Below are 13,350 nucleotides of genomic sequence, written 5' to 3' on the forward strand. Positions count from 1 at the left end.
GAGGGGATAGGCATAATAAAGAGTCGAATCTAAGTTTCACTGAATCAGGATGTACATGAAACTGAATGCTTGGATGGCTGCACCGCTGTTGGTCATGTTGGGCCTGAGCTCGGCTCAGGCTGGTTTGTGTGACGTGCCTTTCATGCGTGACGGTGGGCAGATACAACTGACTGGCTCGGGCTTTCTGGCCTTGGGCGCTGATCTGGCTTTTTCTGACGTGAAAAAGCAGGGCGGTGATCAGTGCCAGGCGCGTGTACAGGGCAAGGCCAGTGTAGCTCTGGCCGGTTTGCCGGCCAGCAAGCCCAATATTGACTACGTGATGACGGTGCGCGATGGCCGCACCCGTTTCCAGCGCGATGATGGCCGTGGTGGTCTGGAAGCCGTTCAAGGTTCGTTTGACCTGCGCCTGCTGGGCCTGTTTTCCTACGAACACGGTGGGCTGCAGGAAGGGCAGACCTTTCCGCGTCAGGATTTCCAGATTAATCTGGACAAGCGCTCCCAGTCCAACGCCAATGTCTTGCGCATTCATACTGGTGCCAAGACGGTTGGAGCTCAACAATCGGTACAGACTGCATTGGGCAATTACCAATGTTGGCCTATTCGTTATCAACGCGAGATCGAGCCTACCCAGGCCAGTTTCAGTGGCATCAGTCTGCCCATACCGGGCATCAACTCCCAGGTTACGGATTGGTATTGCCCGGATGTGCAGATGGTGATGAAGCAGGAAAGTATTCAGAACGGTGTCCCGTCCACGGTGGATGTGACGCAACTGAAGTAAACCTGCGACTGACTGGTCTCAGGTACATCGAGTATCTTTATCCTGAAAACAGCGGGTTAAAGAATTTTGTGCGGCGCTGCTATGGCGCCATTCACTTGGCGATACGTATTTGTCGCGTGTCCCTTTCAACTGCAAGGAGTTATTTATGGCTACCAAGAAAAGTGTGGAAAACAGCGGAGACAAATTCATCGAAGAAGTGAAAGCGAGCTTGGATGAAGCTGAAAAACTGATGCGTGAGGCCGCTGAAGCCACGGGCGACAAGGCCGGTGAGCTGCGTGAGAAGGCGCTGCGCTCTCTGCGTGTGACCCGGGATTCCCTGCACGATGCTCAGGAAGCCGTGGTCGAGCACAGTGTGCGTGCCGCCAAGGCAACCGACAACTATGTCCACGACAAGCCCTGGCAAGCCATTGGCGTGGCCGGTATTGTGGGCCTGATGTTCGGTATGCTGATCAGCCGTCGTTAATCTGTCTTTGCTCTGCGCTGCGGGCCCTTTGCGGGGTTGCAGCAGCATAAAAAGCAGCCCTGCCGATCTGGACTTTGCGGTCCAGATCGGCAGCCTCTTAGAAATCAGGCTCTTGCCATTGCATGCAATGGCAGGATGTCGCAGAGCAGGGATAAATCATGGCGCTTAGGCAAACTATCAGTCAGCTTGGTTCTACCTTGATAGGGGCTGTCAGTACCAGGCTGGAGCTGTTCGCTCTGGAAGCCGGTCAGCAAAAGGCAAGCCTGATCACCATCTTCAGCATGGTGTTTGGCGCACTGCTGTTCTCCACTCTGGCGGTGCTGGTTTTCAGCTTGTTGCTGGCCTTGTACTTCTGGCCTACGGATTATCGTTACTGGGCTTTGGGAGTGCTGGTCGTTCTGTATGCCGGTTTGGGAGTGGGTCTTTTCCTGGCCGTACGCCGTCGTCTGACTACAGGCCCGATTCCTTTTTCAGCCACCTTGTCCGAGTTGCGTCGCGATGTCGCATTTATTGAGCGCTTGAGGGATTCCGAGGGAGACGGCAAATGAGCACGAAGCAAGAGAGCATGTCCGCCCAGGAGCGGGCTGTGCGTATTGAACTGTTGCGAGTCCGCGCCTCGTTGGAGCGGCAGACCATGTCGTCCCAGATCCACTCCCTGGGCGAAGATTTAAGCCCCGGCAATTTGTGGAACAGCGTCAAGCCTTCGGGTTTGAGCATGGGCGGTGTGGTCACCAGCGCGCTGTCCTTGTCGCGCCGTTATCCGTTCCTGTTGTCCGGTGCTTCTGCCGTGCTGAGCAGTTTCGGCGGGCGCTGGATGCGTATCGGGGCTTTGGCTCTGGGAGCCTGGAAGCTGTTTGATTCTTCCAAGTCGGCACGCGAGAAAGCACGCAATGTACTGGTTCCGGTACGACGCAAAACCGATGTGGACGAGTAAGTCTGCTTGTCTGTTTGAAAACCGGCCCAGGCCGGTTTTTTTTTGCCTGCCGGAAGCTCGGCGTTCTGCCTGACTGGTTTTTGAAGGCGGCAAGGCTTATGCTCCGATAATAAATAATTCCAGAACAAAGCTACCCACATCAGGAGACATAGCCCGTCATGCAGGTGCCATTACTGAATGCCTTAAGAACCTTTACGGTGTCGGCGCAAAGGTTGAACTTCACCAAGGCGGCAGAAGACCTGCTGGTCTCTCCCTCGGCAGTCAGCCACCAGATCAAGGTGCTGGAGGAGTATCTGGGCTGCAAGCTGTTTTTGCGTAAAAACCGTTCGCTGGAGCTGACGGATCAGGGCCAGTTTCTGTTTGACCGTTTGCAACGGCCTTTTTACGAGATCAATCAGGCCTTGAGTGAATTGCGCATGCCTCACGGCAAGAGCCGCATCAATCTGTCCTTGCGGCCCTTTGTGTCCAGCATGTGGTTTACCGGGCAACTGGGGGATTTCTGGCTGAAGCATCCGGATATTGAAATCAACTTGCTGCACAGGTTGCAGGCACCGGATTTTTTCAGGGACAACATCAATTTTGCAATTGTCTGGGGCAAGCAGGGCGACTGGCCGCAGTTGCAGACCTTGCGCATCATTCCCGGCAATTTGACGCCAGTGTGTGCACCGTCTTATTTGCAGGCGCATGGCCAGATCACCTCCCCGGCGGATCTGAACCTGCATGTGCTGATTCATGAAGAAAATCAGCTGTGCTGGGAGCAGTGGTTACGCAAGGCAGCAGGACAGGAGCTGACGGCCAAGAAGAGCTTTCACATTGATGACACCAATGTGCGCATGAATGCGGTCTTGAATGGCCAAGGGGTGATGCTGGGCTGTCCGGCCTTGCTGAAGCCTTTGATCGACAGGAAGGAAATCGTCCAGCTGTTCAATGTGTGCCTGGAAGAGTATGCCTATTTCCTGGCCTACCCCAAGGAGGCAAACCTTAGCCGACAGGAGCAGGAGTTTGTGGATTGGGTGGCGTCGATTGCAATACGCTAGGCGATAATTGCCAGATGGCCTCCATGTGTTGTGCTCGGTGACCGGGCTTTCTCCGCTCTTTGCTGATCTTGTCGCTGTCCCTGCGTCTTTAAAAAAACCTGCAAATATGCAGGTTTTTTTATGTGTCGGCCTTTCCGAACCAGGCTGGATGCTCATCGCTCATCGCTCATCGCTCATCGCTCATCGCTCATCGCTCATCGCACGTCGTTCATTGCTCACTTCTCAACGATCAGGGTGTGGAACCCCGATCTGATGCGTGTGACTGGAGGCTATATCAAGCTTCGCATAGTTCTCACACCGCTCATGCCTGCTTGCCAAATACCTGACACGCAGCCATGAATCGGGTTTCATGACGCTGCGAATTTCCACACTTTGCAGTGCTTGCGACCTACCGCTTTCTCGTTACCCATATTCAGCAACAAAAAAAACTCATCGTTCCGTCAAATTTGCTCAATTTTCAAGCGTCGCTCCCTGTCGCATGATTGGCCTGACCTAATAAAAGCCATTCATGGTGCTTATGCAAACCAGAGGAGATACTGAGATGAATACCGCTCTACGCTCGCCCATTGCGATTGAAGAATTTGACCGCAGCTACTTTCAGCAGGAAACCGACGAGGTTTTCGCCTTGCCCCCCGAGTGCTTTACCTCGGAAGAGTTTTTCCAGTTTGAGCTGAATGCCGTCTGGAAAAAGCAGTGGTTCTGTGTGGGCCGTGCCACTGACATCCCCAATGCTGGTGACTTCTTCACCTTCGATGTAGGCAATGATGCGCTGTTTGCCATCCGCACTCGTGAAGGTGGCATCAATGTACTGTCCAATGTCTGTCGTCACCGCAATATGTTGTTGCTGGAAGGTGCAGGCAATGTACGCCGCATCAGCTGCCCCTTGCACGCCTGGGTCTACAACATGGAAGGCGAGCTGGTTTCCGCCCCAGGTCTGACCGATACCGGTGCCAGCTTTGACCCCAAGAGCGTCTGTTTGCCCAAGATCCGCGCCGAGGTTTGGGAAGGCTTTATCTTCATCAACTACGACGCCACGGCACCGGCCTTGCACACCCGCCTGGGCAATTTGGGCAAGCAGCTGGCGAACTATCGCATGTCCGAGCTGAAGTCTTCGGAACCCCTGAAGATGGAAGGTTTCGACTGGAACTGGAAGATCTTCAATGACGAGTGCTACCACTGCAGCTTTCTGCACGCTTCGTCCTGGGGCGGCATGTACGAAACCAATCCGGATCGTGTGGATGAAACCGCTGTCTTCAATGACGTGGCCAATGGCATTGTCTCCTACAACCTGATCTCCACCCACAAAGACGCAGCCCCCACGCATACCGGCTCTATCTTGCAGCCGCCCATGAAGGGCTTGACTGACCAGGAGCGAACTCAGCTCTCCTACGTGACGGTAGCGCCCAACCTCTTGCTGGTGGCCATGCCCGACAAGGTGAAGTACTTCATGTGGCTGCCCAAAAGCGCCAAGCAGTCCACCTATGGCGTGTCCTGGATGTACCCGCAGGAAACGTTGGAGCGCGAGGACCACAAAGAGAAGTTCGATCAGGAACACGATGATCTGTACCCCGTGATGATCGAGGACCTGTTTGCCTGGCGTCGTTCGCATCAGGGCATGCAATCCAACTTTGCTTCCCGTGGCCGTCTGACCAATGAAGAGCTGGTCATCAAGCGTTTGCAAAACTGGCTGATTGATCTGTACCGCGCCGAAGAGCGCCGTGTGGACGAGCAAAGCCGGGTATTGCCGATCCGAGCGATTGCCTAAGGGAGCAGGAGCAGCATCATGCAGCAAACTTTGCAAACACGCGTGTTGAAGAAAACCAGGCTGTCAGAGCGAGTCGTAGGCCTGACCCTGGGTTTGCCAGACGGGGACGCGTTCCCTGTCTGGGAGCCGGGTGCGCATATTGAGCTGGAGCTGGCGGTGTCGCAGACCGAACCGCTTTACCGTCAATATTCCTTGTGTGGCCAGCAGGCCAATACCCGTGAATGGCAAATTGCCGTTCTGAAAGAAGAAGCCGGGCGGGGCGGCTCTGCGTATATCCATGAGGTGTTGCAGGAAGGTGATGCGCTGGCTGTCAGCGTGCCGAAAAATCACTTTCCCTTTGCTGCAAACAAGAAGTGCTTTTTTGTGGCCGGGGGCATAGGCATCACGCCTATCGTGCCCATGGTCCAGGCCGCTGCGGCAGCCGGCCTGGACTGGCACTTGCTGTATCTGGCAAGAAACGCAGCGGATTTTATTTTTCTGCAAGAGCTGCAACAAGTGGATGCTGCGCGTATCACCACGCATGCCTCCAATCAGGACGGGCTGTTTGATCTGCAAGGCGTATTGAAAACGCTGGATGCACAAACCGTCGTCTATTCCTGCGGTCCGCAACCATTGCTGACCGCTTTGGAAAACTATCAACAGGAACAGGCCGATATTGGCTGGCAACTGGTGCTGGAACGCTTCTCGGTAGAGACCGATCCGGCCCTGCTGCAAGGCAAGGGCTTTACCGTGACTTTGCAAAAATCGGGCAAAAGCATCGCGGTAGCGGGGGATGAAACGATTCTGGCCGCCTTGAAACGGGAAGGCGTACGGGTCAAGTGCTCATGCCAGAACGGCACCTGCGGCACCTGCGAAACCGTGGTCATTTCCGGCTTGCCGGAGCATCGGGATTTTGTGCTGTCGCCAGAAGAACGGCAGCTGAATGAAACCATGATGATCTGCGTTTCGCGCGCCTTGTCGGCCGAACTGGTTTTGGATCTATAACAATAAACAGGAGAAACACCATGAAAAAAGTGGTGGTTACAGGCGGCTCGGGTCGTGTGGGCTCGTACGTCGTACAGCAATTGATGCAGACCATGGATGTGGTCGTGGCGGATCTGAAACCCAGCCAGCATCGGGTTTCCTTTATTCAAACGGATGTGATGGATCTGGAGGCCGTGCGTGCGGCCACCAAAGATGCCGATGCCGTGATTCACCTGGCGGCGATTGATTTCGACTGGAAGGCTGCTGAGGAGCAGTACATCAACGTCAATGTGCGCGGCACCTGGCATGTGCTGCAAGCCTGTCGCGAAAACGGTGTCAAGAAAGTGGTGCTGTGTTCCAGCATTTCCGCTTGCGGTCTGTCGGAGATGCGAGCCGATTGGAAACCCCAGTATCTGCCTGTGGACGAGGCCCATGAAAACAAGCCTTATCAGGCCTACAGTGTCAGCAAGATCGTCATGGAGCAAATGGCAAAAAGCTTTAGCGATGCCAGCGATATGGAGGTGATCTGCCTGCGTCCGCTGGCCGTGGTGCTGCCGGAAACCATTGCCGAGTACATCCAGTTTGTCGACAGCCCGCAGCGTAACTGGCTGTTCTATTACATCTGGGCTGCAGATCTGGCGCGTGCTTTTGAGGCCGCCGTGAATCTGCAAGGTTTGCGCTACGGCGTGTTTTTCATTAGCGCAGACGATAGCTCCCACCCCTTGGCAACCACAGACTGGTATCAGCAGATTATTGGCCCTGTGCCTGAAATCAAGAACCCACGCTGGTATCAGAACAATCCGCGTGCCTCCATTTTCAGCAGCCATGCAGCCAAGGAAATTCTGGGCTGGCAACCAAGCACGGACTTCCAGCAACTGCGCCAGGAATACGCGGTGGAAAAAGACCTGGCGTGAAACGTCCAGGCTCCCATGACGACTACATTGAACACGGAGACTTGAGCATGACGGGAATTAAAACCGGCACCTTGGATTGGACGGGTGACAACCCTTTTATTTACTTGAAGACTGACCCTGAACAGGACTGGTCGTCCTTGTCCCTGTACTTTCGCATCGCCAGCTCGGCGTATGGCAGCGGCCAGGCCATCCTGGTGTTGGACAAGCCTTACGAAGACGGGCAGGACAGCGACGCGCGTTTGCTGATCACGGATAACAAGCCCTTGGCCGAGTATCTGGTACGGGACTTCGTGCGCCATTTTGGCCTGTTTCGCAAGGCGGTGGCGCTGGACAAGTTGCAGGTCTTGAGTGACGGCGTTTTCCAGACAGTGAACCGTTTCCCTGAGCTGGTCAGCGAATCTGTCACCTCCGCCAGTGCAGGTCTGGCGGTGGAATTGCAATGGCATCACATGACGCAGCCAGCGATTTGTGTGGACCTGCCGCAAAGCCAGACCCAAACCCAGCAGCACGAAATGATGTGCGTGTTCCACCCGGCCCAGCAAGCCAGGGTGCTGATCAATGGCACGGCCTTGCCGGGCAACACCATAGAGCGGGACTTTAACGGCTCGCGTGCGCAGTCCGCCAGCCTGGCGAACAGCGAAACCTGGGTGCGCGTGGCGTAAGGAGACGATATGGCTCAGCATGTAGAGACGCAGGCCGTGATGCCAGCCTGGACTGGGGTCCGGCCTCTGCAATCCATTTTGCCCTCGCAAGGTCGCCTGGTCCTGCATGCCGGGCCACCGTTTCGGGATGCACAGGAGTTGCCTGCCGCAATCCGAAATTCGGCTTTGATCGGCATTCTGTATGAGGGCTGGGCAGCTAGCAAACAAGAGGCGCAAGCCTTGCTGGACGCAGGGGGCGTGCAACTGGCTCCCGCGCAGGATTACGGCGTGGTGGTGCCATTGGCCGGAGTGGTCACGCCGTCCATGTATCTGATTGAGGTCAGCGACAGTAATCAGCCCGAAAACAAGAAGTACTCGGTGCTGAATGAAGGCATGCAATGGTGTACCCGCCTGGGTATTTTTGCCGATGAAATGGTGCCGCATCTGCGTTGGTTGCATCAGGGTTTGGGTGCGCGGCTGGCTGCACAGTTTCAGGGGCCGGTCGCTCTGGGGCCTATTGTTCAGGCTTCCCTGCTCAATGGTGATGATGGTCATGCTCGTACCATGCATGGCTCCCGGCAGTTGGCCGACATTATTGTCTCCTGGGGCATTAATGACGACGCCAGCCAAAGCTTTCTATATGGCGCGATGGCCTGGGCCTTGAATTACTGGATGGCCGCCAGTGCCTTGATTCTGGCAAATCAGGCTCCTGCTGATGGCGCGGATGCCATCGTTAAAGTTGGCGGTAATGGCTTGCGCTTTGGTTTGCAATTGGCCAGCTCCATAACTTGGCTGGTTACGGATGCTCCTGTTATTGCTGGCAATAAAGAGCCCGGTAATGAGCAGGCAAAAGCACTGGGTGCCCTGGGCGATAGTGCTGTCGTGGATTTCGTAGGGCTGGGTGGCCAGTGTCTGGATCTGGCGGGAATGAGTGCCAGGAATCTGCACGCCTTTCTACCCTCGGACTACCTGACGCGTCAAAACAAGTTCCTGAAAACCCGCTTGCCCTTTCTGGCCGGGCGCAATGGTATTAGCAATTTTGCGCAAGTGATTGCCAACAATACCGGGCCGTTGGTGCTGCTGGGCATGATTGACGGTGCCGGAGAACGTGGCCGTGTTGGTGGTGGGGTGGCGACGGTGGATGCCTCTTTATTGCAAGCTCTCAAGGAGTGGCAGCATGAAACGACAGTGGTTTAAGCTGCCTTTGCATCAATTGCTGCATGCTCTGCATACGGGCGAAGCCAGTCTGCCGGAGATCGTGGCCTCCTTTTATGAGCGCATTGCCATACGCGATGACAAGATTGGTGCCTGGCAGTATCTGATTGATCAGGACGACTATCTGGCCGAGTACGAAAGCCGCAGTGATTTTTACAAGGCCTCGCCCTTGATGGGTCTGCCCTTTGCGGTCAAGGACGTCATTGATACGGCCGGTATTCCCACCACAATGGGCTCGGCTATTCATCAGGATCGGATTCCGGATATGGATGCCTCCTGCGTTACCGCGATGAAAGCGGCAGGCGGCATTTTGATGGGCAAGACGGTCACGACCGAGTTCGCTTATTTTCAGGCTGGCAAGACAAATAACCCGCATGATGCCGAACGCACCCCCGGCGGCTCCTCCAGCGGCTCTGCTGCCGCCGTGGCTGATTTCATGGTGCCAGTCGCCTTCGGGACCCAGACGGCGGCATCGGTCATACGGCCAGCGTCCTACTGTGGCTGCATTGGCTATGTAGGTAGCAAGAACGAGTTTTCCTTGCGCAATATTCAGCCGCTGGCTCAGTCTCTGGACTCCCTGGGCATACTCAGCAATGACGTGCTCGACACGCTCTTGCTGCGCAATATTCTGCTGCACAAGCCCTTGAGTCTGAGCTCGCCGGGAGCGCAGGCGGCTTGTGTGTTCGGTGTTTTCTCCGGGCAGGCATTGGGTGAAGTTCAGGGCAAGATGCTGGAGACCTTGCAGGCGTGCCAGCAGGATTTGTCGGAACAGGAGCATACGCTGGTGGATTTTCCCTTGCAGGACGCCGTTGTTGAATTGACGGCCTTGCATGCTCAGATCATGGCTTATGAAGTGGCCCGGAATCTGGTGTACGAGCAACAGCAGCATGAAACCTTGAGCGCCCATATGCAGTCCTTGATGAGCACGGGTCTGGCTTTTCCCTACAAGGAGTACATCGCTGCCTTGCAAAGAGCCGACACGCTCAAACAGGCAATGCTGCAGTGGTTTGCAGATAGTGGGGCGGATTTCATTCTGGCACCTGCGGCAGCCGGTGTTGCGCCTTATAAAACCGAAGGAACAGGGGCACCCTTCATGAGTCGTGCCTGGCAGTTGCTGGGTTTGCCGGTGGTGTCCCTGCCTTTGGGGTATTTCCAGAAATTGCCTATGGGTTTGCAGTTGATTGGAAAGCCGCACCAGGATGATGTTTTGCTTTTACAGGCGCGTCAGTTGCAGCAGCGCTTTTTAAACAGCAGCTCAGTTCTGGCGGTGTAGTTTTCTTTTTTCTTTTAAGCGTCCTGTTTTTACAGGACGTTTTTTTTGGGCTGCGTTTTTATAGTTTGGGCAGCAGGTACTTTTCAAAGAGCCATTTCAAACCATACAAGGCCCCGAAAATAATCGCGGCAATGGCCAGAAAATCTGCGCTGAAAACGCTTTGCTGTTTATGGGACAGCTCCATATAAACGTGCTCGTCAGCGGGCCGGGCGTAAGTCATGGGAATGGAGGTCTTGGGTAAAGTGGCCTGCAAGACGACATAGCTGCCATCGTCAGCCGCTTGCATCAGCAGCTCGTCCACCTGCGTGGGAGCCAGACCGTCGTGATGTTCTGGCTTGCACAACTGCCGGGTTCCCTGAGCCCAGTTGTCATTACTCTCGGGGCAGGAGGCCTGGATGCGGTAGCCATTGCTGAATTGAACCGTCAGCCACCCTTGGGCATGCGAGGCGGCGTCGCTGCTTACGGTTACGTCGGTAAGGCTGATGGTGGTCATGGTGCAAATCCCTTGGGCAGTGCAAGCGCATTCTTCAGTCTGCTTAAGGCAGGAGGTGAGTCTATATTTGACGCGGGCTATAGAAGGCTATTCTATAGAAGCCGGTATGGGAATACTGTTTCTGTATGGGCAGAATCAGCTTTATGTGAATTGCTTTTAATGTAAATCAATGCTCTTTTTCCATAAAAAAACAGCCCTGTTTTACAGGGCTGTTGATTGCGGAAAACCAGCGGGAATAAAGAAGGCTTAACTGGCGCCTGCCTTGCCCATGCTGACAGCCGGTTTGGCATCATGAGCCGGTTCGGTGTGGTAGCGGCGCAAAGGCTTGTTGGCAGTTTCGGGCATCAGCACAGTCACCCAGAAAAAGCACAGAACCGCGACCACCGTGACGTAAAACGCGGGAGCCAGATAGCTGCCTGTTTGCGCCGTCAGCCAGATAGCCAGGTAAGGTGCGGTGCCACCAAAAATTGCGAAGGTGATGTTGTAGCACATGCTCGAAGCGGTATAGCGCATGTCGGTCGGGAACATTTCCGAGAGCAGGGTGACGGCCACCACGCTGGCTGCCACCTGACCAATACCGATAATCAGCATGCCGAAAATGGCGGCCTCCAACGAAGCTCCCTTGCTGACGATCATATAGGCCGGAATGGTGAACAGCGCATGCCAGACAGCGGCAAATTGCATCATGCGACGGCGGCCCACCCGGTCCGAGATCACACCGGCAAGCGGGGTCAGGGCGGTGACAAACAGCAGGGCAACCATGTTCGCAGTCAGGGACTGGACGGAGGACAAGCCAATGACCGTGCGCAGGAAGGTGTTCATGTAGGTGGAGAAAATGTAGAAGGACAGGGCGTACAGCACGATAAAGCCGCCCAGCTTCACAATATTGGAACCCTCTGCCTTGAAGACCTGGGACGCGCTGTAGCTGAGCTGACCTTTTTTCTCCGCACGCATCTGCTGGAACTCGGGCGATTCGGCCAGATGATCCCGAATGAAGAAGGCCACGATGCCCATGGGAACGGCCAGCAGGAAGATGGTGCGCCAGCCCCAATCACCCATGGCCTCGGTACCGACAATCGCGGCCAGACCGGCGCTGATCCCGGCTGCCAGTGCAAACGCAAAGTAGGTGGCACCGGACATGGCCCAGGCGTAGGAGTTGCGTTTGTTCATGGGGCTGTGTTCAACGGTGTAGATGGTGGCGCCCGTATATTCGCCACCGGCCGACAGCCCCTGAATACAGCGGATGATGATCAGCAGAACCGGAGCCCAGATGCCAATACTTTCATAGGTTGGAATCAGACCAATGGCGGCGGTGGACCCGGACATCAGCAAGACAGTCAGGGCCAGAATCTTCTTGCGGCCAATGCGGTCGCCCAGCCTGCCAAAGTAGATGCCGCCCAGGGGGCGAACAATAAAGGACACCAGAAATACGGCAAAGGTGGCCAGCAGGCCCGCCATCTTGTCTTCCGAGGGGAAGAAGTTTTGTGCGATGTAGACGGCCATATAGCCGAACAAGGCAAAGTCAAACCATTCAACGATCGTACCGGCCGCTGAACCCATCATTACTTTCTTGATGTGACCCGTATCGGTATGTTCCGATTCGGCCACGGTGCTTTCCCTTTGCATACTTATGTCTCCTCAAGTATTGGGACTATCTGTTTTTTGAAATCAAACCCTGTGGGGGTAGCTGGTTTTTTTATTATTTCTACGTGTCTATCTTTTCTTGGTATTGGTTGAAAGCTCGGCTAGAGCATCGGCTGCAACAGGATGAGTTCCTCCTTTCCGTGGGGCTGGGCATCCGGTCCTGGCATGCTTGCAAAGCGCCATCCAGTGCGTGCTAGATAAGCTAATCCTCTGCAAATTGCTTGTCCATTCACTATTCGCGCACTATTATTGATCGCGATGTTATCAATCTAAAATATGAGCAAAACCATGATTCCCGCACGCCTGGATTTGCATCACCTGCGCGCCTTTAAAACGGTGGCCGAACAATTGCATTTCAAGAAGGCGGCGGAGCTGCTGCACATCACGCAACCGGGCCTGACGCGCATCATCAAAAAGCTGGAAGATGATTTGCAGGTGGACCTGTTTGAACGCAGCACCCGCCAGGTCAAGCTCACAGCGGCAGGCTTTTTATTGCTGCAGGAAATCGAACAGGTTTTTGTGCATTTGGAGCGCGGTATCGAGCTGGCCCAGAAAGCCAAGTTTGGCGATATCGGACACCTGATCATTGCCTATAACGACTATGCGGTGCAGGACGTGCTGCCCAGAACGCTGGAGCACTTCAAGCAGCAGTATTCGAACATCACAACCGATTTGTTATATATGCCCACGCAGCAGCAAATACAGGGCTTGCAGCAGGGCAGTCTGGACCTGGGCTTTGGCTTTGCTTTCTCTGATGACCCCGAGGAACTGGGCGTGCTGTGGAAGCCGGTATGTCGTGATGATCCCATCGTTCTTTTGCAGAGCGATCATCCTTTGGCAAAGGAAAAATCCATTCCCTTGGTGGAACTGGCCAATGAGCGTTTTGTGGTGGGCAGCAAGACGCATTGGCAGGTCTGGCGGCGTTATTTCTATTCCCTGTGTCGACATGCCGGTTTCCATCCCAATTCCGTACAGGAAGCCAGCACCATTACCGGCATCATGAGCATGGTGGCGGCCAATATCGGCATTGCCGTTTTGTCGCAGTCCTTGCGCAAGTACGTGCACCGTGATCTGGTGGCGATTGATCTGGACTTGTCGGGCCAGCATCCGCAGTCCTTCATCAACATCATGTGGCAGGAAAGCAATGCCAATCCCTGTGTGCCTTTATTCATCCAGACCATCTCGTCGGAGCTGATGGCAGCCAGTGCGTAAGGCTTGAGTATTTCTCAT

At 54.9% G+C, this 13,350-nt stretch carries 14 protein-coding genes; 12 read left to right on the forward strand and 2 right to left on the reverse strand.

Going from position 1 to position 13,350, the window contains the following annotated elements:
* Positions 1–55 precede the first annotated feature (55 nt).
* The 11 genes from NBV64_RS04095 (at position 56) to NBV64_RS04145 (ending at position 9,983) form a co-directional block, all read left to right on the forward strand.
* Complete coding sequence (locus NBV64_RS04095; RefSeq protein WP_009455166.1) at positions 56–778, forward strand: hypothetical protein; 723 nt, start codon at positions 56–58, stop codon at positions 776–778.
* 145 nt (positions 779–923) lie between these two features.
* Positions 924–1,241, forward strand: coding sequence for an ElaB/YgaM/YqjD family protein (locus tag NBV64_RS04100; RefSeq protein WP_009455165.1), 318 nt, complete (start codon positions 924–926; stop codon positions 1,239–1,241).
* 158 nt (positions 1,242–1,399) lie between these two features.
* On the forward strand, positions 1,400–1,789 hold the full coding sequence (locus NBV64_RS04105) for a phage holin family protein (protein ID WP_009455164.1): 390 nt from the start codon (positions 1,400–1,402) through the stop codon (positions 1,787–1,789).
* Complete coding sequence (locus NBV64_RS04110) at positions 1,786–2,175, forward strand: hypothetical protein (protein ID WP_035271170.1); 390 nt, start codon at positions 1,786–1,788, stop codon at positions 2,173–2,175. Before NBV64_RS04105 ends, NBV64_RS04110 begins: the two co-directional genes overlap by 4 nt.
* 158 nt (positions 2,176–2,333) lie before the next feature.
* A complete protein-coding gene (locus NBV64_RS04115; protein WP_250756734.1) occupies positions 2,334–3,212 on the forward strand; it encodes a LysR substrate-binding domain-containing protein in 879 nt (292 codons plus the stop codon).
* Between the two features lie 541 nt (positions 3,213–3,753).
* On the forward strand, positions 3,754–4,977 hold the full coding sequence (locus tag NBV64_RS04120; RefSeq protein WP_022983427.1) for an aromatic ring-hydroxylating oxygenase subunit alpha: 1,224 nt from the start codon (positions 3,754–3,756) through the stop codon (positions 4,975–4,977).
* 18 nt (positions 4,978–4,995) lie between these two features.
* Complete coding sequence (locus NBV64_RS04125; protein ID WP_250756735.1) at positions 4,996–5,961, forward strand: PDR/VanB family oxidoreductase; 966 nt, start codon at positions 4,996–4,998, stop codon at positions 5,959–5,961.
* A 20-nt stretch (positions 5,962–5,981) separates the two neighbouring features.
* Entirely contained in the window at positions 5,982–6,854 is an 873-nt protein-coding gene (locus tag NBV64_RS04130) for an NAD-dependent epimerase/dehydratase family protein (RefSeq protein WP_250756736.1), read from the forward strand.
* Between the two features lie 47 nt (positions 6,855–6,901).
* Positions 6,902–7,516, forward strand: a complete 615-nt coding sequence (locus tag NBV64_RS04135) for an NAD-dependent dehydratase (protein ID WP_250756737.1) — start codon at positions 6,902–6,904, stop codon at positions 7,514–7,516.
* Between the two features lie 9 nt (positions 7,517–7,525).
* On the forward strand, positions 7,526–8,692 hold the full coding sequence (locus NBV64_RS04140; RefSeq protein WP_250756738.1) for an oxamate carbamoyltransferase subunit AllG family protein: 1,167 nt from the start codon (positions 7,526–7,528) through the stop codon (positions 8,690–8,692).
* Entirely contained in the window at positions 8,673–9,983 is a 1,311-nt protein-coding gene (locus tag NBV64_RS04145) for an amidase (RefSeq protein WP_250756739.1), read from the forward strand. Before NBV64_RS04140 ends, NBV64_RS04145 begins: the two co-directional genes overlap by 20 nt.
* Positions 9,984–10,041: 58 nt before the next feature.
* Here the strand turns inward: NBV64_RS04145 and NBV64_RS04150 are convergent, their stop codons facing one another.
* Both NBV64_RS04150 and NBV64_RS04155 read right to left on the reverse strand, forming a co-directional pair.
* Positions 10,042–10,476, reverse strand: coding sequence for a hypothetical protein (locus tag NBV64_RS04150; RefSeq protein WP_009455149.1), 435 nt, complete (start codon positions 10,474–10,476; stop codon positions 10,042–10,044).
* A gap of 246 nt (positions 10,477–10,722) precedes the next feature.
* Positions 10,723–12,102, reverse strand: coding sequence for an MFS transporter (locus tag NBV64_RS04155; RefSeq protein WP_022983431.1), 1,380 nt, complete (start codon positions 12,100–12,102; stop codon positions 10,723–10,725).
* A 306-nt stretch (positions 12,103–12,408) separates the two neighbouring features.
* On the opposite strand from NBV64_RS04155, the gene NBV64_RS04160 reads away from it, so the two are divergent.
* Positions 12,409–13,332, forward strand: a complete 924-nt coding sequence (locus NBV64_RS04160; protein WP_230940579.1) for a LysR family transcriptional regulator — start codon at positions 12,409–12,411, stop codon at positions 13,330–13,332.
* The last annotated feature ends 18 nt before the right edge of the window (positions 13,333–13,350 follow it).

The sequence above is a fragment of the Alcaligenes sp. DN25 genome (assembly GCF_023674485.1).
GTDB classification, from domain to species: domain Bacteria; phylum Pseudomonadota; class Gammaproteobacteria; order Burkholderiales; family Burkholderiaceae_B; genus Alcaligenes; species Alcaligenes phenolicus.